Origin of the sequence: Paenibacillus hubeiensis (assembly GCF_032334105.1) — a bacterium.
Taxonomy (GTDB): domain Bacteria; phylum Bacillota; class Bacilli; order Paenibacillales; family Paenibacillaceae; genus Paenibacillus; species Paenibacillus hubeiensis.
Genome location: NZ_JAVYAE020000001.1, coordinates 768,803 through 787,992, shown reverse-complemented (window position 1 = coordinate 787,992; position 19,190 = coordinate 768,803). Strand labels below are relative to the sequence as shown.

Annotated in this window: 18 protein-coding genes; 16 read left to right on the top strand and 2 right to left on the bottom strand. The window is 50.3% G+C overall.

Going from position 1 to position 19,190, the window contains the following annotated elements:
- Positions 1-231 precede the first annotated feature (231 nt).
- From RSX24_RS03780 to RSX24_RS03750, 7 genes are all read left to right on the top strand, one after another.
- Positions 232-723 carry a phosphatidylglycerophosphatase A family protein gene (locus RSX24_RS03780; RefSeq protein WP_236421228.1) on the top strand — a complete coding sequence of 164 codons (492 nt, stop codon included), beginning with the start codon at positions 232-234 and terminating at the stop codon, positions 721-723.
- A gap of 252 nt (positions 724-975) precedes the next feature.
- Entirely contained in the window at positions 976-1,164 is a 189-nt protein-coding gene (locus RSX24_RS03775; protein WP_236421189.1) for a glutamate decarboxylase, read from the top strand.
- A 418-nt stretch (positions 1,165-1,582) separates the two neighbouring features.
- Positions 1,583-2,476, top strand: coding sequence for an acetyl-CoA carboxylase, carboxyltransferase subunit beta (gene accD, locus RSX24_RS03770; protein ID WP_236421190.1), 894 nt, complete (start codon positions 1,583-1,585; stop codon positions 2,474-2,476).
- Positions 2,477-3,508, top strand: coding sequence for an acetyl-CoA carboxylase carboxyltransferase subunit alpha (locus RSX24_RS03765; RefSeq protein ID WP_343259724.1), 1,032 nt, complete (start codon positions 2,477-2,479; stop codon positions 3,506-3,508).
- Positions 3,509-3,613: 105 nt separating this feature from the next.
- Positions 3,614-5,041: a pyruvate kinase gene (gene pyk / locus RSX24_RS03760; protein WP_236421192.1), complete on the top strand. Its 1,428-nt coding sequence runs from the start codon at positions 3,614-3,616 to the stop codon at positions 5,039-5,041.
- 88 nt (positions 5,042-5,129) lie between these two features.
- Complete coding sequence (locus RSX24_RS03755; protein WP_236421193.1) at positions 5,130-5,636, top strand: acyl-CoA thioesterase; 507 nt, start codon at positions 5,130-5,132, stop codon at positions 5,634-5,636.
- Between the two features lie 6 nt (positions 5,637-5,642).
- On the top strand, positions 5,643-6,038 hold the full coding sequence (locus RSX24_RS03750; protein ID WP_236421194.1) for an FxsA family protein: 396 nt from the start codon (positions 5,643-5,645) through the stop codon (positions 6,036-6,038).
- 84 nt (positions 6,039-6,122) lie between these two features.
- On the opposite strand, the gene ytvI is transcribed toward RSX24_RS03750, so the two are convergent.
- Positions 6,123-7,241 carry a sporulation integral membrane protein YtvI gene (gene ytvI / locus RSX24_RS03745; protein ID WP_236421195.1) on the bottom strand — a complete coding sequence of 373 codons (1,119 nt, stop codon included), beginning with the start codon at positions 7,239-7,241 and terminating at the stop codon, positions 6,123-6,125.
- Positions 7,242-7,592: 351 nt separating this feature from the next.
- On the opposite strand from ytvI, the gene RSX24_RS03740 reads away from it, so the two are divergent.
- The 5 genes from RSX24_RS03740 to RSX24_RS03720 all read left to right on the top strand — a co-directional run bounded on the left by RSX24_RS03740 (position 7,593) and on the right by RSX24_RS03720 (position 12,735).
- A complete protein-coding gene (locus tag RSX24_RS03740) occupies positions 7,593-7,931 on the top strand; it encodes a DUF4064 domain-containing protein (RefSeq protein ID WP_290371507.1) in 339 nt (112 codons plus the stop codon).
- A gap of 727 nt (positions 7,932-8,658) precedes the next feature.
- Positions 8,659-9,771, top strand: a complete 1,113-nt coding sequence (citZ, locus tag RSX24_RS03735) for a citrate synthase (protein WP_236421196.1) — start codon at positions 8,659-8,661, stop codon at positions 9,769-9,771.
- A 156-nt stretch (positions 9,772-9,927) separates the two neighbouring features.
- Positions 9,928-11,220, top strand: a complete 1,293-nt coding sequence (gene icd / locus RSX24_RS03730; RefSeq protein ID WP_236421197.1) for an NADP-dependent isocitrate dehydrogenase — start codon at positions 9,928-9,930, stop codon at positions 11,218-11,220.
- Positions 11,221-11,235: 15 nt separating this feature from the next.
- Complete coding sequence (gene mdh, locus RSX24_RS03725; protein WP_236421198.1) at positions 11,236-12,177, top strand: malate dehydrogenase; 942 nt, start codon at positions 11,236-11,238, stop codon at positions 12,175-12,177.
- Between the two features lie 132 nt (positions 12,178-12,309).
- Positions 12,310-12,735: a hypothetical protein gene (locus tag RSX24_RS03720; protein WP_236421199.1), complete on the top strand. Its 426-nt coding sequence runs from the start codon at positions 12,310-12,312 to the stop codon at positions 12,733-12,735.
- 239 nt (positions 12,736-12,974) lie between these two features.
- Here the strand turns inward: RSX24_RS03720 and RSX24_RS03715 are convergent, their stop codons facing one another.
- Positions 12,975-14,537 (bottom strand): histidine kinase N-terminal 7TM domain-containing diguanylate cyclase, encoded by a 1,563-nt coding sequence (locus tag RSX24_RS03715; RefSeq protein ID WP_343259723.1) that lies wholly within the window; start codon positions 14,535-14,537, stop codon positions 12,975-12,977.
- 349 nt (positions 14,538-14,886) lie between these two features.
- Here RSX24_RS03715 and RSX24_RS03710 point away from each other — a divergent pair, with 349 nt between their 5' ends.
- The 4 genes from RSX24_RS03710 (at position 14,887) to RSX24_RS03695 (ending at position 19,054) form a co-directional block, all read left to right on the top strand.
- Positions 14,887-15,756: an SDR family oxidoreductase gene (locus RSX24_RS03710; protein ID WP_236421201.1), complete on the top strand. Its 870-nt coding sequence runs from the start codon at positions 14,887-14,889 to the stop codon at positions 15,754-15,756.
- 231 nt (positions 15,757-15,987) lie between these two features.
- Positions 15,988-16,353: a cupin domain-containing protein gene (locus tag RSX24_RS03705; RefSeq protein WP_343259722.1), complete on the top strand. Its 366-nt coding sequence runs from the start codon at positions 15,988-15,990 to the stop codon at positions 16,351-16,353.
- Positions 16,354-16,377: 24 nt separating this feature from the next.
- Positions 16,378-18,207 (top strand): two-component system histidine kinase PnpS, encoded by a 1,830-nt coding sequence (pnpS, locus tag RSX24_RS03700; RefSeq protein ID WP_236421203.1) that lies wholly within the window; start codon positions 16,378-16,380, stop codon positions 18,205-18,207.
- A 118-nt stretch (positions 18,208-18,325) separates the two neighbouring features.
- Complete coding sequence (locus RSX24_RS03695; RefSeq protein WP_236421204.1) at positions 18,326-19,054, top strand: response regulator transcription factor; 729 nt, start codon at positions 18,326-18,328, stop codon at positions 19,052-19,054.
- The last annotated feature ends 136 nt before the right edge of the window (positions 19,055-19,190 follow it).

Below are 19,190 nucleotides of genomic sequence, written 5' to 3'. Positions count from 1 at the left end.
CGAGGCCAACGCGGGCCTCAAGGCATCATGTCAAGCCTGTCCGGAAACCGGACAGGTTTTTTGATCCTTGTCATCATCCGGGGTGACGCAGAGGACGGAGTCCGTATGGAGAAACAAAGCGCTGGGCGCCATTCGTCGCATTTTTTATGAACATTTCACCGGCTTGCCGCATACACTTGAGAACACCAAAGAACCTGACGGTCCTTGAGGAGCGAGACGGGAGGCCAAATGATGTCATATGAAATTGTCGAAGCGATGCTGTCCAGACGGGGCGTCGGGCTTGATTCCATTGCGAAAATTGTTTACCAGCTGCAAATCGGGTATCATCCTGATCTGACCATGGACGATTGCGTCAACAGCGTAAAGGCCGTGCTGCATAAACGTGAAGTGCAGTATACCCTATATACGGGAATTGCGCTGGATGAGCTTGCGGAGAAACGCTTGCTGCCCCAGCCGCTTCAGGCCATTATGGAAGCCGACGAATCCCTGTACGGGGTGGACGAGACTCTGGCCCTGGGCATTACCCATGTGTTCGGCATGATTGGTTTAACCAGCTTTGGTTATTTGGATAAAGAAAAAATCGGGGTGATCCGGGATCTGAATGAGCATGGTACAGGCATCCACGTCTTTCTTGACGACCTTGTCGCTGGTCTGGCTGCGGCCGCCTCTGCAAGAATCGCCCACAACAACGTCAAGGCCAAAAAATATCCTGCAGGAGAATGAACATGGATCTGCCGCATTTCTGAAAACAGCCATGGGCGGCATGCGCTGCCCTGCCGGGTAAGGCTGCTCCCCATCAGGAAAATTCAGGATAAATGAGCCGGTCGGTCCGTGTTGCAATACAGGACGAATGTCCTTCAAATTGCAGATTTCTTCCGTACAGTCCCGAACCCTTCCTTGCAGAAAAAAAGTGAGGTATGTTATCATTAGTCCAATATACGGGCTCTGAACATTAGCTTAGGGGGCGGACGAGGAATGTGGACGGTGATTTACATTGCACCGACAGCAAAGGTTGCGGACAAGATCAAAACCAAGCTTTCGGAAGAAGGTTTTCTGGTACAGACCCGTCCCATCAGTGTATCCAAGCAACAATACGAGATTCGCGTCCCTTCTGGGGAGTTGGAAGAGATTCAGGAAGTGCTGAACTCGATTCTGCATTCCTGATTCGTTCAATAGAAGACGTGCCTTGGCGCATGAAGGAGTACCGATGAACCGGTACATAAGGGATTGACCGCACAGGGAGAGAGAGGAATCGACTTGCACGTATCGTTATGCTGCTGTCCTTCCTTCTTTTTTTGTTAGGACAAGATCGGACCGGTGATGCCGTGCCCTTGCGCCAGCACAGATTCAAGCATTCGCTCAGGCAATCTTTCGGTGATTGCGGCAGCATAGGGCGGTAATGATGCTGACCGCTGGTGGCTGCCCGTGCCGGCGGATTGTTTTGTTGTGGACGGATGAGACAAGCCCCGCGGCACCGTGCTGCTCGTAAGCGGTTTACCGCAGTCGTTCAGACTATTGAGGCATTAATGTGATGGGCTGAGTGTGCTGCGGATATCAAATCAACAGCTGGAGAGGTGTAGTTGTGTTCAAAGATATATTCCAGAAGAAACGGAAGTACGCTACCATACCTTCCGAGCGTGCAGTTCGTGGCGAAGGCCAGGAAACTGAGGAACGCCCAAAACGTGAAATACCCGAAGGGCTTATGAACAAGTGCAGCAAATGCGGCACGATTCAATATAGCAAGGAACTGGAGAAAAATTTGAAAGTTTGCCCTGCATGCGGCTACCATATGCGCTTGAACGCGATGGAGCGCATTGCCATGGTGCTCGATGAGACGGGGTTCGTGGAATACGATGCCGACATGGTATCGGTAGACCCGCTCGGCTTCCCGGGATACAGCACCAAACTGGAGCAGCAGCGGTTGAAGTCTGGGCTGAAGGAAGCGGTGATCACCGGCGAAGGCACCATCGAAGGACTGCCTGTCGTCGTTGCCGTCATGAGCTTTGATTTTTTTACAGGCAGCATGGGCTCGGTAGTGGGTGAAAAAATTACGCGTGCGATCGAGAAAGCGACGGAAAAACGTCTGCCGTTGATCATTTTCTCCACGTCCGGCGGTGCCCGGATGCAAGAAAGCATTCTCAGCTTGATGCAGATGGCGAAAACAAGCGCGGCGCTGTCACGCCTTGACGAACAGGGCGGATTATATATATCGGTCATTACGGACCCGACGACGGGTGGTGTATCCGCAAGCTTTGCGAGCCTGGGCGACATCATTATCGCAGAACCGGGAGCCGTCTTTGGTTTTGCGGGCCGAATCGTCATCGAGCAGACGATCCGCCAGAAGCTGCCGGATGATTTTCAGACTGCGGAGTTCAATCAGCAGCATGGACAGCTGGACCTGGTCGTTCATCGCAAGGAATTGCGGTCCACGCTGGGTAAACTGCTGGATATGCACAGTGAAAAGGGAGGGGTCTGAATGGCGGGTGAGTTGCCATATGAAGCGCCTCTGGTTGAGATGCGCAAAAAGATTGAAGAACTGATCCAGTTCGGCCAGGAGAAAGGCATCGATTTTACGGAGGAAATTGCCAGGCTGGAAGAGCGATATCAACGTTTGGAAGAGGAGATTTATTCCGGAATTACGGCTGCACAAAAAATGCATTTGGCGCGGCATCAGCAGCGTCCGACCGCTCTTGACCTGATTCAGCTTGTTTTCACCGATTTCATAGAATTGCATGGGGACCGCATGTTCGGCGACGATTTGGCCGTCGTAGGGGGCCTTGCCAGATTGAACGGACAAACGGTGACCGTGATCGGGCAACAGCGGGGGAAGGATACGAAAGACAACATCGCCCGTTTTTTCGGGAGCGCGCATCCGGAGGGATTCCGGAAAGGGCTGCGCCTGATGAAACAGGCGGACAAATTCGGCCGCCCAATTATTACGTTTATTGATACTAAAGGGGCGTATCCGGGTAATACTGCAGAAGAGAGAGGCCAATCCGAAGCCATTGCCCGCAACCTGCTGGAAATGGCCAAGTTGTCCGTGCCCGTCATCGTTGTGGTAATTGGCGAAGGCGGCAGCGGCGGTGCGCTGGCTTTTGCCGTGGGCAACCGCGTGCTGATGCTTGAGCATGCCATCTATTCCGCCATTTCTCCGAACGGCGCTGCGTCGATTCTGTGGAAGGACGCTTCCAAGGCAGATCAGGCGGCAGAGGCGATGAAAATTACCGCGAGCGACCTGCTCGACATGCAGGTGATTGAGGAGATCGTTCCCGAGCCGCGCGGAGGAGCCCATCGCAATTACGAAGAAACCGCGGAGGTTATTCGCGAAGCCATTGTTCGTCATTTGGGCGAAATCGGCAGCTGGAGCGGGGAGCAGCTTAGACAGGATCGTTATGAAAAATTCCGCAAAATCGGATCCGTTTCATTCGAAAAGCCAGCGGAAGCGGAGGCCTCCGAACCGCCCGTGGAAGCTGAACCGGTGAGAAATTTGTCGGGAAATGCGGAATGATGTGACGAAATTCCTATACAAATGCTCAAAAATGTAGTAAATTTAATAGTTGGAAAAAGAAAAAAACAGATAAAGAGAGACCTTTAAAATCGGAGGAAACCCAAAATGCGCAAAACGAAAATCGTTTGTACCATCGGACCATCCAGCGAATCGCTGGAGAACACGAAGAAATTGATTACGGCCGGCATGAATGTAGCCCGTCTGAACTTCTCCCACGGTGATTTCGATGAGCACGGCGGACGGATCAAAAACATTCGCCAAGCAAGCGAAGAATTGAACAAAACAGTAGCTATTCTGCTGGACACCAAAGGACCGGAAATTCGGACAGGTAAACTCGAAGTTGAATCGATCGATTTGGTTCAGGACGAGTACATCACGTTGACAACAGAAGAAATTCTGGGCAACAAAGATCGTATTTCCATTACGTATGCAGATCTCCCGAAAGATGTAGCGCCGGGATCTACCATTCTGATCGACGACGGTCTGATCGGACTTACCGTTGTGGAAGTACAAGGCACCGAGATCAAATGCCGCATCGTTAACGGCGGTACGATCAAAAGCAAAAAAGGTGTTAACGTTCCAGGCGTTGCCATTTCTCTGCCGGGTATTACGGAAAAAGATGCGAACGATATCGTATTCGGTATCGAACAAGGCGTCGATTTCATCGCGGCTTCTTTCGTGCGTAAAGCAAGCGACGTGCTGGAAATCCGCGAATTGTTGGAAAAACACAATGCAGGCCATATTCAAATCATCTCCAAAATCGAGAACCAACAAGGTGTCGACAACCTGGACGAAATCCTTGAAGTGTCCGACGGCCTGATGGTTGCCCGTGGAGACCTGGGTGTTGAAATTCCTGCGGAAGAAGTGCCATTGGTACAAAAACGCATGATCGAAAAATGTAACGTTGCTGGCAAACCGGTTATTACGGCAACACAAATGCTGGATTCCATGCAGCGCAACCCGCGTCCTACTCGTGCGGAAGCTTCCGACGTAGCGAACGCGATTTTCGACGGCACGGATGCCATCATGCTTTCGGGCGAAACGGCTGCCGGTAAATATCCGGTAGAATCCGTTCTGACGATGTCCCGCATCGCCGAAAAAGCGGAATCTGCGCTTCCTTACCAGGAGCTGTACCTGAAACAACGCGTGGCTCAACAAACGACGGTTACGGAAGCGATCAGCCAATCGGTTGCGCTGTCCGCTCAAGACCTGAACGCCAAAGCGATCATCACTTCCACGGAATCCGGCCATACGGCTCGCATGGTATCCAAATACCGTCCGGAAGCTCCGATCATCGCAGTAACAACGGAAGACAGAACTTCCCGCCGCCTGGCGCTTGCTTGGGGCGTTACGCCGGTGAAAGGCAGACGTTGCGATTCGACGGATTCCTTGTTCGAGAACGCAATCGAAGGCGGTCTGAAATCCGGCATTGTCAAAGAAGGAGATCTGGTTGTCATCACTGCGGGTGTACCTCTGGGCCGCTCCGGTTCCACCAACCTGATCAAAGTTAGCCAAATTCCAAACAACGCTTAATGGTTCGTTAGAACATCGAAGCAGCATGAAGCAATGGGGCGTTTTGCGCCCCATTGCTTTTTATTTCGAATCAAAGGAGGCAGGGACAATGCAGCATTCGGGCAATGGCAATTGGTACATGACAAAGCTCCGCGTTCGGTATCAGGAGAGCGACCAGATGGGGGTCGTGTACCATATGAACTACGTGAACTGGTTTGAGATCGGCAGGACCGAGACGATTCGCCAAATGGGGTATTCATATCGTAAAATAGAGGAGCAGGGGTTTCTGCTTCCCGTCACCGGATTGGATGTAAAATATCACAAGCCGGCCCGGTATGATGATGAAATCATGATTTTTACCCGAATTGCTGCGTTTAGCGGCTTGCGCCTGAATTACGAGTATGACGTGAGACGCATGACTTCAGACTCTCCCGGTCAGGCTGACGGCGAGCTGCGGGTATGGTCATCCGAGGAATCGCTTCCCGGAGAACGTTTGGTTACCGGTGCTACCCAGCACGTATGGGTGAACCGGGACTGGAAGCCGGTCAGGCTGGATAAGGCAGCCTCTGAGCTTTACAGCGCGCTTGAGAAAGTGTGGCTTTCAGGAAAGGGGTAATTCGCAATGCGAAGATGGATGTGGGGCATATTATTGATTGTTCCGGTCATCGAACTGTTTGGTTTTATTGTTATGAGCGACTGGATCGGGGCTGGAAAGACGCTGCTGCTCATGCTTCTCACGTCCTTGATCGGTATAGCCATGCTGCAATTTGAGGGACGGAAAGTGCTCTATGACGCAAGAGCAGAAATGGAGCGCGGACAGGTGCCCGGCCGAAAAATGGTGGATGGGCTGTTGGTGTTCGTTGGCGGTTTTCTTTTGCTGATTCCCGGTTTTGTTACGGATCTGATCGGGTTCACGCTTGTCTTTCCGATAACACGCGCCGTATACCGCTTGTTCTTCCTGGGGTGGCTTGAGAAAAAAATGAAAAACGGCAGCATCACATTTTACCGCCGACGGTGACATGAAGGTTGTCCGGAACTGGCGTATTCATTGAAAAGAGGCTTCGTGCTGCAGCATACGCTGCAAGCGATGCCTCTTTTGCGTTCAACGAACCTTCCCGTTGACAACGTAGTTGCGTAAATCACGAAATACGTTGGCCCGGTTGAAGGCATCAAGAATGACCAGACTGACCGGGCCGATGATCAGCCCAAGCACGCCAAACAGCTTGAGTCCGACAAACATGCCGACAAGGGTAGCGAGCGGGTCCAATCCCACGCTGCTGGCCAACACTTTCGGTTCGATCATCTGTCTGGCGACGAGCACGATCAAATAGATCACGGCGATGCCGATGCCCAGATAGGGATCGCCGTTCATAAGCAGATATGCCGCCCACGGAACCATGACCAGACCAACGCCGAGGTAAGGCAGCAGATCGACAAGTCCAATCATCAATGCAATGGTAAAGGCGGATTTGACCTGAAGGACGAGCAAACCGATCATCACGAACAGAGCCGTAATGGAAATCATGATGAGCTGGGCACGGACGTAACCGAACAAAGCCTTTCTCAAATCATTCCAGATGTCAACGATCGGTCTGCGAATGGCCGCAGGAACCCAGCGTGAAACGGTATCGCCATGTCTGGCCCAGTTCTTGCTGATGAAGAAGGCGGCCAGCAAAATGACAATGAAAACTGCGCCCATACTCGGCAAGGAGGTCAGGAAGTTTACGATGCCGTTGAAAAAACCGGTGACGAGATCCGTGACGGCTGTTCCGACCGTTTCCGTCGTTTTGCTGATATTGTTGTTGATGGTTTCCCGATAGTTGGGGTTATCTCTGTAAAAGCTGCTGATTTGCTCGATGAGGTTCTGGATCGTATCGCTTTGGGTCCAGCGAACCAATGCATCCCTGAGTTCGTCGATATGCAAGTCAAAGCTTGCCGTCAGCGAGATAACCTCCCGCACAATGCGGGTGACCGCGGCAGATAAGATGACCATTACGGCTCCGAAATAAAGAATGAGCGAAAAAGTCGCGGCCAGCCAGCGGGGAAAACGGACTTTCCTCTGAAGCACCGATACAAGCGGGTTCATGGCATAAGCGATGAGCCAGGCAATAAGGAAAGGGTACAAAAGCGGGAACAGCAGATAGATGGACACGGCAGCCAAGAGGGTCGCAATAATGACCCACAGGCCGCGGAGCAGTCGTTTCGCTACAATTCTGTCCACAATCACGTCTCCTTCCGAATGGGCAAGCATCAGACTTTCGTAGACTGCATGGGAGGCAAGAGAAAACGGAATACGAGGTTACCGATCGATCAGCTCCATTCTTTTCCTGCTTCCTAGAGTATGCCAGATCAGGAAGAAACATAGCAATGGGAAACGGAAGAATTCTCAGATTTGTATACGTACAATTAAATATAATCAATGTAAATCCTTCATGTTGTGTAATTGTGCGATGGCTATAGTCTAGTAGACCTAGGTATTTTTTTATATAATTTTAGAAAAAACATACATTCTAAAGCAAAGTTGTGATATTATACTTAAGTCTTAATTACTATATAGTAGGAGGAGAAAACATTGTTCGCAATGGGCTTGATTGCCGGTATATTCGGTATTATTGCATCGATTGTCGCTTTGATGATCGGAGGAATCGATGCGGCATTTTCCGAAAGCGGAACATCCAGCGTGACAGGGCTTGCAATTTCAGCACTTCTGTTCAGCATTTTAGGAATTGTAGGGGCAGCGTTCACCAAAAGCAAACCAAAGCTGGCTGGCTGGTTGATGCTTGTTAGTGGGGTTGCCGGGTTTATCAGTATTTCTATGTTCTACATATTATCAGGAGTACTCTTTATTGTAGCAGGGTTCATGGGGATCCTTAGTAAGAAGAAGGTCGTACAGGAAGCGCGCCCGAATTGAAGCTAACAAAAATTAGTTATATGCACTGAGCAAAAAGTCTCTGCCAACATGGACAGAGGCTTTTTGTTATGCTCCAATTTCCATGGGTTTTATCGGTTTGTTGGTTAGCGTTCAAATGGGAGCCATCCAAATGGATTTGGCAGCAGCAGTTAATATCAAGGATTTATGTTATATAATTCGGAATTTTTTAAAATAAAATCAGTGATTGCGCACCAAAAAAGCAGGAGACAAGAACCCGCAAATTCTAGTGTTTTTCATCTAGAAAACCACCTATAATCCGGCTAAAACAGGCCAAAACATATAGAAATACAATGGCACAACAAATACTGGAAGAACCTGTTGCATCAATGAAAAGAAACGATAAGACACATATTGAAACCGATTGCAACAGCCAAATGATTATCAGTGTGATAAAGAAGTTTAATGCCCTAATGATACTTGACGATGTTCACATAAACGACAAAATCCAGTATGATGTTATAAGGAAATGACGATTGACAGATAAGAATTGCGTAATTTGGAAATTTTACCAACTTATTTAATGTAAATGTTTTCAAAAGTTTGTTGATGCTTGGCCGTTGCCTGTGAACTCATGGATCGGAGATGTCTGATCTGAGCAGAACGACCTCATGCGCGAGAACCACTCCTGCCAGACCCGGTCTGGCTTCTCTGCAAGTACGACGATAGTTGTTTTTCTTATTTCGCTTATTAAAAGGAGAGATGTAATATGACAGCTACCAAAGGCTTGGAAGGCATCGTTGCGGCGACCTCTTCGATCAGTTCCATTGTGGACGGCGTGCTCACGTATCGCGGTTACAATATTGACGATTTGGCTGAGCATGCAAGCTTCGAAGAAGTGGCCTACCTGTTGTGGTTCGGCAAACTTCCAAACGCTAATGAACTGGAAACCCTGAAGAACAGCCTGAGCGAGTATGCGGCGATCCCCGACGAATTGATTGCGCAAATTCGGCTGTATCCAAAAAGCATGAACACGATGGCGGCACTTCGTTCCGCGATCTCGGCATTGGGCCTTTATGACAGTCAGGCAGACGAAATGACGGCCGAGGCCAATGAGAACAAGGCAGTCAAACTGCAAGCGCAATTGCCTACCATCGTTGCAGCGATAGCCCGTATACGTCAAGGCAAAGACCCCGTGTCTCCAAAAGAAGGCGCTTCCATTGCGGAAAACTTCTTGTATATGCTGACAGGCGAGGAGCCGTCCGAAACGGCTGTTAAAGCGTTCGACCAGGCACTCGTCCTTCATGCCGATCACGAGTTGAACGCGTCGACATTTGCTGCCCGCGTAACGGTAGCGACTTTGTCTGATATTTACTCCGGCGTTACTTCTGCCATCGGAGCGCTGAAAGGTCCGTTGCACGGCGGCGCGAACGAAGCGGTGATGAAGATGCTGAACGAAATCGGTACGCCGGATCGTTTGGAATCCTTCATTCAGGAGAAGCTCAACAACCGCGAGAAGATCATGGGTTTCGGACACCGCGTTTACAAAAACGGCGATCCACGGGCCAAACATCTGCAAAAGATGTCCAGAGAGCTCGGGGAGATGAACAACGATACTCGTCTTTACGAAATGTCCGTCAAAATCGAAGAGATGGTTACTGGCCAAAAGGGACTGAAACCAAACGTGGATTTCTATTCCGCATCAGTGTACACACAACTGGGCATCGATCACGAATTGTTCACGCCGATTTTTGCCATTAGCCGCGTATCGGGCTGGACAGCTCACATCTTGGAGCAGCTTTCCGATAACCGGATCATTCGTCCACGCGCGGAGTATACGGGACCTGCTGAGCAGAAGTACGTTGCGATTGGGTTTCGCTAATTGATGGAAAAACCAGTATAATAAACAACGATGAGGCGAAGGGGCTGCTCATACCGGGTTGAAGAGCCATGCATGGGCTCCCCTCCTTCAACATAAGTACAAGCACGGCATGTATATGCCGGGGATATTATTACACTTAGGGAGGAATTTGTGACCATGAAATTAGAAAAATTTGCTCATCCAACTGAAGGAGAAAAAATTCAGATTGATAACGGCGCATTGCAAGTGCCTAATAACCCGATTATTCCATTCATCGAAGGCGACGGCACGGGCCGTGACATCTGGAAAGCGTCCAAGCGCGTTCTGGATGCGGCTGTGGACAAAGCTTACGGCGGCAGCAAAAAGATTGCATGGTACGAAGTATTTGCCGGAGAGAAAGCATTCAATACATACGGAGAATGGCTTCCAAACGATACACTTGAAGCAATCCGTGAGTACATTGTAGCGATCAAAGGACCTCTGACAACACCGATCGGCGGCGGCATCCGTTCCCTGAACGTTGCGCTGCGTCAGGAACTCGACCTGTATGTTTGCCTGCGTCCTGTACGTTACTTCAACGGCGTTCCATCCCCGGTAAAGCGTCCTGACCTGGTAGATATGGTCATTTTCCGCGAAAACACCGAGGACATCTACGCAGGAATCGAGTATGCGGAAGGTTCCGAAGAAGTGAAAAAAGTGATCCAGTTCCTGCAGCAGGAAATGGGCGTCAACAAAATCCGTTTCCCTGAAACTTCCGGGATCGGCATCAAGCCTGTATCTTCCGAAGGCTCCAAACGTTTGGTACGTGCGGCAGTGCAATACGCCATCGACCACAACCGCAAGAGCGTAACGTTGGTACACAAAGGCAACATCATGAAATTCACCGAAGGTGCTTTCAAAAACTGGGGATACGAAGTAGCTGAAGAGGAATTCGGCGATAAAGTGTTCACTTGGGCTCAATACGACAAAATCAAGGATGAGCAAGGCACGGATGCTGCAAACGCAGCGCAAAAAGCGGCAGAAGATGCAGGCAAAATCATCATCAAAGATGCCATCGCCGACATCGCTTTGCAGCAAGTCCTGACTCGCCCAGCCGAGTTTGACGTCATTGCGACATTGAACCTGAACGGTGACTACCTGTCCGATGCACTGGCTGCGCAAGTTGGCGGAATCGGTATTGCTCCGGGCGCAAACATCAACTATGTGACTGGCCACGCGATCTTCGAAGCAACTCACGGTACTGCACCGAAGTATGCGGACAAAGACGTGGTAAACCCAGGCTCGGTTATTTTGTCCGGCGTGATGCTGCTTGAGCATCTTGGCTGGCAAGAAGCGGCTGACCTCATTTACAAAGGCATGGAAACTGCCATCAACAACAAAACGGTTACTTATGACTTTGCACGTTTGATGGAAGGCGCAACCGAAGTGAAATGCTCCGAGTTTGCCGACCAAATCATTAATAACCTGTAAAGGGAGACGATCACGTTGACGATCCAGCGCAAAAAAATCACCGTTGTCGGCGCCGGGTTTACCGGAGCCACGACCGCTCTGATGCTTGCCCAAAAAGAACTTGGGGACGTCGTACTGGTAGATATTCCGCAATTGGAGAACCCGACAAAAGGCAAAGCGCTTGACATGTTGGAAGCGAGTCCGGTTCAAGGGTTTGACAGCAATATCATCGGTACTTCCAGCTATGAGGATGCTGCTGGTTCCGATATCGTCATCATCACGGCCGGCATTGCCCGCAAACCGGGCATGAGCCGCGATGATCTGGTCAACACGAATGCAGGCATCGTAAAGTCCGTTTGTGAAAATGTGAAGGTGCATTGCCCTGATTCCATTGTCATCATTTTGAGCAATCCGGTAGATGCGATGACCTACGCGGCGTACCAGACTTTAGGTTTCCCGAAAAACCGGGTTATCGGCCAATCCGGCGTGCTTGATACGGCCCGTTACTGCACATTTATCGCTCAGGAGCTGAATGTATCGGTAGAAGACGTTCGCGGTTTCGTCCTTGGCGGACATGGAGATGACATGGTGCCTCTGGTGAGATATTCCAGCGTCGGCGGCATTCCGATCGATACGTTGATTCCTGCGGACCGCATCGAAGCGATCGTTCAGCGCACGCGCGTGGGCGGCGGCGAAATCGTCAATCTGCTGGGCAACGGCAGCGCCTATTACGCCCCGGCAGCCTCTCTCGTGCAGATGGCCGAGGCGATTTTGAAGGATAAGAAACGAATAATTCCGGTTATTGCATACTTGGAAGGCGAGTACGGCTACAATGATTTGTTCTTGGGCGTACCAACCATCCTGGGCGGCGACGGCATTGAAAAGGTGTTTGAACTGGAGTTGACGGAAGACGAGAAAGCGGCTTTGGACAAATCCGCCGAAGCTGTTCGCAATGTCATTTCAGTCGTGAACCTTTAAATTTGAACATTTCCCAAACAGCAATCAAGAAACCTTCGGAGATTCCGGAGGTTTTCTTTTCTTTGGATAACTTCACCAGTATAATGGGATGTGATGAATAGCACACATTGCTTATTGAGGAGGATGAAGGGTTTGGGTATGGTGATGTATTTGCTCCATATTGTCGGAGCGCTGTCTATGGGGTTCTATTTAATCTTGCCGTTTGTGGTTGGTAAAATTCGCACGCTGAGCTCTGCTGCGCAGGAGGGAACGTTCACAACACTCCGTTCGCTGAACAAAGTGGCTCAATATGGTCTGATCATTCAACTGCTTACCGGGGGTTACCTCATGACCAAAGGGGAGTACTCCCATCTATGGATGACCATTGTTGTTCTTTTGCTGCTGGCCATTGCGGCGATCGGTGGCATTATGGGCAAACCGCTGCGACTCGCGGCAGAAGGCGCGAGGAGCAATCAGGATGTCCGTTCGTACCAGAGCAAAATCAGTACATTCAGCGCATTGCTGGCCGTGTTTTTGCTCGTCATGGTTTATCTGATGGTAAACCCCGGCGTGATCTAAGCCGTCTTACGGCTTGAGGAATGTAGGATTCGAGCGAAGATTGAAGCGTTTGCATCATGCTGGTAACTCAGGGCCAGGACAAGCTGTCCTGCTCAAAAGTGGATTTCAAAAGGAAACGCAAAAAAAACAAGACAGCCTTTACTCTGTCTTGTTTTTTTGCGTTGTTCGGACAGTGCTCAGCATCCTGGAGATCATAACGACAGGTTGTTGTCCACCCTTATTCCGAATTCATCGTTCTTTCAGGCAGGGTTTGCCGTAAAAGCAAAGACGGTGTTGCGTCCGTTCCGTTTGGATTGATATAACGCATGATCGGCATCACGCAGCAGCGATTCCAGCGAATCCGATGGATTATGGCAGGACGTTATGCCGAAGCTGGACGTAATGGTGATGTTTGTCCCATCCCACTCCATAGGGTGTTCCAGCAAAGCCATGCGCAGTTGTTCGGCCAGTTGTTTGCCTTCCGCCAGCGTCATCTCGGGGAGGGCAATGACAAATTCTTCGCCGCCGTAACGCGCAAACAGCATATCCTGTCCGAGGTAACGGTTGCAGATTGAAACGACGTGCACGATCGCTTTGTCGCCTGTCTCATGTCCGTAGGTGTCGTTGATCCGTTTAAAATGATCGATATCGAACAAAATCAAGGATAGGGGCTGCCCATTCGCTAAAGCGTTCGTGAGCAGTTTTCGCGCATGATGCAGAAATTGGGTTCGATTGTATATTTTGGTCAACCCGTCGAAATAGGCAAGCTGCTTCAGCTGTTCCTGCAAAAAGCGCTGTTCGGTGATGTCAATGAGCATGATGAGGCTGCCCACGGTCTGACCGCCCTTATTGTGGACATAAGACGTACGGACCTGATAACAGACCGTTTGACCGTGCAGTTGCCAATACAAGTCCTGCTGCAGCCCCTCTTTGTCATTACCGAGCGGGAAAGGGTTCCCAGACAGGTTGATCCAAATGTCATCCATTTTTTGACCGATCATGCCCATGTCGAGCTCAGGCAGCATAAGCTGCAAGGCTTTGTTGTAATCGACCAGCCGATTGGAGCTATCCAGCACGATAACGCCCTCTCGCATGCTTTCGAAGATGCTGTCTTTGGCGATCGGTACGATCGTCAGGAGACGGGATGACAGGATCGCCCAGATATACATGGCAGAGGTAATACACATCAGAACGGGCACAGGGTCCATGCCGCCGGGAGTCAGCCCGAGCAAGTACACAAAAGCCCCGACCATCGGGATCAATTGGGAAGTAATCAGCGTAAACAGCTGCCGGCGATACGTTTCTTTGGTGTGTCTCCATTGGGCAATCAGGATGAGGCAGGCGCACAGCAGGCAGGAAAAGGTGAAGGCGCCGTGAACGACATACCATTGTCCTGCGGCGATTTCCATGACGGGCACGGTGCTGTTTTCACGCAGCCACACTTTTTTGTAAAACAGATGATGAACATCGTTCGTGGCCACCATAATCAACGTTACGGAAGGGATTACGAACAATGCGGTTATCATTTTGCGGGACAGGAACCTGCCCGTATATTGAATCATGAGCAGCAGGCCGAGGGAGGCCGAGAAAGGCATGCCCATATATTCCACGACCGTCCAAAATTTCATCTGTTCCAGCGTATTGCTGGCCAGTCCGATGGCGTAACCAAAGGCGTAGACCGATAGTGCCGCCGTGTAGAGAATAAACGTTTTTGCGCTGGGAATCTCCGCTCTGCGAAAATAGGTATACAGGCACAAAAACACGTTAAGGACAGCAGAAGTTGTTACCAGGGTTATATAAGCATTAATGTGCGATTCTTCCATGTTCACTTCCCCTGTTCTTCGATCAGTGTTTTAAGAAGCCTTATGAATAAGCTTTGGACAGCCATGCATAATGTACATTGTACATCAGCCCATCCGGCTTGTGGAATACAAATCGTGACTTAAGCTTTCTTTTTTGGATCGAAATGTGTATATTTCGACTCGCTTTCGATGTAAACCCCGCGGGAGGTTGTTATTTGTCGTTTAATTCATGAGCAGAGTGGTAATAAAATGATGAGCCGACAGGCTATTTGATTGGTGAAATGGACCTTGGAAAGGAATAATATGCAGGGTTCATGCCATCCTACACATGGAGACGTGCAAGAACACCATTTTGAAGGGAGAATGCGAGATGTCAACGACAACCCCATCCAAACAAACGCTGCCGCCACAGCATCAAAATCAGCAGCCAGGCATTGAATCGAAAATGAATCCCAAACCGGAATTCGAGAAGACGAAATATAAGGCGGCCGATAAACTGCTGGACAAGGTAGCTTTAATTACCGGAGGAGACAGCGGCATTGGACGTGCAGTGGCCGTCACTTATGCGAAGGAAGGCGCCGATGTTGCCATCGTGTACCTGAATGAGCATCAGGATGCCGAGGAGACGAAACGCCAGGTGGAGCAGGAAGGACGCAAATGCATTCTGATTGCCGGCGATATCGGCGATGTGTCCTTTGCCAAAAAAGCGGTGGAACAGACGGTCAAGGAACTGGGCAAGCTGGACATCGTTGTGAACAACGCGGCCGAACAGCACCCGCAGCAAAACATTGAAGACATTACGCCGGAACAGCTGGAGCGCACGTTTCGCACCAATATTTTCGGCATGTTTTATTTGACGCAGGCGGCGATGCCGCACTTGAAAAAAGGCAGCTCGATCATTAACACGACATCGATTACGGCCTATCGGGGCAACCCGACGCTCATCGACTACTCCTCGACCAAAGGGGCCATCACTTCGTTCACGCGGTCATTGTCCATGAATGTGGTGGAGAAAGGGATTCGGGTAAATGCGGTAGCACCAGGTCCGATCTGGACACCGTTGATTCCGTCCACGTTCGATGCGCAAAAAGTCAGCGAATTTGGATCGACGCAGCCGATGAAGAGACCGGGCCAGCCGGAAGAGCTCGCTCCTGCTTATGTTTATCTTGCTTCAGACGATTCTTCATACGTCAGCGGGCAAGTCATGCATATTAATGGCGGCGAAGTCGTGAATGGATAGAAACAAGGGTATGATGAAGACGCACTGTGCCGGCTTGTCGGGCAGTGCGTTTTTTATTTTGAACAGGATGAAGGCGTGATCGAACAAAAATAGTTATTTCCTATTTTACATAATCAGCGATTTTAACGGACTTGTACATGATATAGTTGAATTGATCTGTACTCGTATGAATCCGAACAAGCCCTGTGATATGATGTAGTGAACGTTTTATACATACAGGGGGGAACAACGTTGAAAATCAGCAAACAGTATGCGCCGCATTATATCTGGGGAACGAATTGCGATGGATGGCACCTTATGCAGCATGAGGGATTAAGCATCATTCATGAACGGATGCCTGCCCATACGGCGGAGGTTCGCCATGTTCATAACATCAGCCGCCAATTTTTCTTTGTGCTGAGCGGAGAAGCCTGCATGGAGCTTGATGGTGAAGACATGATCCTGGAGGCACAGGAAGGCATTGAAATCCCGCCGGGCAAGCCTCATCAAATGCAGAATCGAAGCAGCGAAGACGTGGAATTTCTGGTTATTTCCATGCCGGGCACGCGGGGGGACCGCATCGAACTCGCTGCTGACCAGACGGATTCATTGAATTGATTATATAACCAAAGGAAGAGATCCATGAGAACGTTTCGCAACCGGCTTTCCATCATCATGATGGCCCTCATCGGCGTGTCCGTCATCGTGGCGGGAATCACGATGGGCAGAGTATTCAAAACAACGCATATCGAAGTATTGGAGCAAACGATGATCCGCGAGATCAATTTGCTTAAAGCTACGTTTCCTTTTCATGATGCAACCGATCCTTCATCGCTCGCCACCCAAAAGTACTACTCGGAAAGGGCGTCGGAGCTGGAACGTCTGACGGATTCCCGCGTCACGTTTATCAATAAGGATGGCGTTGTGATCGGCGATTCGGAAAGTGATCCGGGGACGATGGATAACCACTTAAACCGGGAAGAAATCAAGGGAGCCGCAGAAACGGGATACGGGAGGTCCATTCGATACAGCGAAACATTGGGCGAAGACATGCTGTATGTGGCGTTACCCGTGAATTCCGCGCAAAGCGACATGATCGAAATGCCGAACGGCAAATTCGACGGATTCATTCGCTTGTCCATGAGCCTTGAGGCTGTCAATCAGGGACTGCAGCGGGGATGGATCATCATGTTCATTGCTTTGGGCGTGTTGTTCGTCGTTGTTGCGCTGGTCAGCTATCGGGTAGCTCGTGGGCTGACGTCCCCGATTGAGCATATTACCAAGGTGGCCCATCGGATCAGCAAGCTGGACTACGATGCGAGAGTTAAAGTAACCCGCCGGGACGAGATTGGCCAGCTTGGTTTGGCCATTAACGGCATGGCCGACAGCCTGCAAACGCAGCTGAAAACGATCCGGGATAACGAGGCGCTGCTGCAAAGCGTTCTGGCTAACATGACCGGGGGCATCATTATGATCGATGCAGGCCAGTCGATAGCGCTTGTGAATCGCGAAGCGGAGCGCATGCTCGGCATTCAGGCCGCGCGCGTGACGGGCAAACCTTATACGGAGCTCAAGCGGCATTACGAGCTGACTCACACGATCGAGGAAAGCGTTGAACTGCGCGAACGGATGTCGGAGGAAGTGAGCATTTATAATCCTGAACAGCATCTGCTGCGCATCGACGGGGTGACGATGTCCGAAAATGACGGAGGATACCGCGGCATGCTTTTCCTGCTGCAGGACGTTACCGCCATCCGGCGGCTGGAAAAAATGCGGAGCGAATTCGTAGCCAACGTCTCGCATGAGCTGAAAACGCCTGTCGCCGCGGTGAAAGGATTTGCAGAAACGCTGCTAAGCGGCGGGGTTCAGGACAAGGAGACGGAGCGTTCCTTTTTGCAGATCATTTACGATGAAGGAGACCGGTTGAACCGTTTGATCGGAGACATTCTCGAGTTGTCCAAAATCGAATCCAAACGGGCTCCGCTGGAGTGTTCTCCGGTCCATGTCCATTCCTTCTTGGAGATGGTGCTGGAAACCTTGTCGAAGGTGGCCGAGAAAAAGCAGATCCGTTTGCAGATGATCGTACCCGAGGAATTGTACATCGAAGCCGACGAAGACAAGATGAAACAGATTTTCATCAATCTGCTGTCCAATGGCATCAACTACACGCCTGAGGGCGGACGGGTCAAAGTACAGGTTACCGTTGAAAACGACGGGGAGCGGGAAGAGGTCGTCTTTGCGGTGTCCGATACGGGGATCGGCATCCCCAAAAAGGATTTGCCGCGCATTTTCGAACGGTTTTACCGGGTCGATAAAGGACGTTCCCGCAATTCGGGCGGCACGGGCCTTGGTTTGTCCATCGTTAAACATCTCGTGGAATTGCATCATGGCAAACTGTCCGTAGAGAGCGAGCTTGGCATGGGATCCACGTTCCGTGTCATCCTTCCATTAATTCAGGAAGAAACGGTGTAGCTCGTTTGGAAGCGAAATGTAAAAAGGATGTGCTCACTTTACACAGCGTTAACAAAAGGGTGCTATGATTAAAAAAGTGTTGTGGCAACAGACAACCTATAAGGAGAGAAGGGGTATCATGGCACAGCGTTTGCTCGTTATCGAAGATGAACCTACATTATCAAGATTGCTTACGTACAACCTGACGCAGGAAGGTTATGACGTGACGGCCGAAGATCACGGCTCGGCGGGATATGACCGCGCGGTATCGCAGGAATTCGATCTGATTTTGCTTGATTTGATGCTGCCGGGAATGAATGGCCTGGACATCCTGAACAAGCTCAGATCCCAAGGCGTAACCACGCCGGTGATCATTTTGACGGCCAAGAACGGAGAAGCGGAAGTCGTGCAAGGGTTGAAATCCGGCGCAGACGACTACATCACGAAGCCGTTCGGGGTTTCCGAACTGCTTGCCAGGGTGGACGCCGTACTCCGCAGATCTTCAAGCGGCGAGGACTTGCCGCAGCAGGAGGATAAAGACGGGTCGCGCATCGTGCTCGGCGAGTTGGAAATCTACCCTTTAAAATACGAGGTAACGCTGGGCGGCCAATCCATCAGCTTGCGTCCCAAAGAATTCGAAGTATTGCTCTATCTGGCGAAAAAGCCGGGCGTGGTGCTTACCCGCGACGATTTGATGAATGCAGTCTGGGGCTTCGATTATATCGGCGGGCAGCGGACGGTCGACGTTCACGTCAGTTCATTGCGCAAAAAACTCGAGCTCGATCCCGAATCGGTGCATATCGATTCCATTCGTGGCGTGGGCTATAAATTGGTTGTCAAAAGAAAAACTCCCCATCATTCGAGCTGACAATGATTGGGGAGTTTTATTTTGTCACAATATTTTTACGTTCCATTCACAAAAAGAAAAAGCTTCCTTTACTCAGAAGGGGTAGCATGATACTGTCTGAGTAATACTTAGGTCCTATTAATAGACTTATGAAGCA

Coding starts and splice junctions, on each gene's coding strand:
- RSX24_RS03755 (WP_236421193.1), top strand. CDS start 5,130: ATGCAGCATTCGGGCAATGGCAATTGGTACATGACAAAGCTCCGCGTT.
- RSX24_RS03695 (WP_236421204.1), top strand. CDS start 18,326: ATGGCACAGCGTTTGCTCGTTATCGAAGATGAACCTACATTATCAAGA.
- icd (WP_236421197.1), top strand. CDS start 9,928: ATGAAATTAGAAAAATTTGCTCATCCAACTGAAGGAGAAAAAATTCAG.
- RSX24_RS03750 (WP_236421194.1), top strand. CDS start 5,643: ATGCGAAGATGGATGTGGGGCATATTATTGATTGTTCCGGTCATCGAA.
- citZ (WP_236421196.1), top strand. CDS start 8,659: ATGACAGCTACCAAAGGCTTGGAAGGCATCGTTGCGGCGACCTCTTCG.
- RSX24_RS03715 (WP_343259723.1), bottom strand. CDS start 14,537: ATGGAAGAATCGCACATTAATGCTTATATAACCCTGGTAACAACTTCT.
- RSX24_RS03780 (WP_236421228.1), top strand. CDS start 232: ATGTCATATGAAATTGTCGAAGCGATGCTGTCCAGACGGGGCGTCGGG.
- pyk (WP_236421192.1), top strand. CDS start 3,614: ATGCGCAAAACGAAAATCGTTTGTACCATCGGACCATCCAGCGAATCG.
- RSX24_RS03710 (WP_236421201.1), top strand. CDS start 14,887: ATGTCAACGACAACCCCATCCAAACAAACGCTGCCGCCACAGCATCAA.
- RSX24_RS03775 (WP_236421189.1), top strand. CDS start 976: ATGTGGACGGTGATTTACATTGCACCGACAGCAAAGGTTGCGGACAAG.
- pnpS (WP_236421203.1), top strand. CDS start 16,378: ATGAGAACGTTTCGCAACCGGCTTTCCATCATCATGATGGCCCTCATC.
- RSX24_RS03765 (WP_343259724.1), top strand. CDS start 2,477: ATGGCGGGTGAGTTGCCATATGAAGCGCCTCTGGTTGAGATGCGCAAA.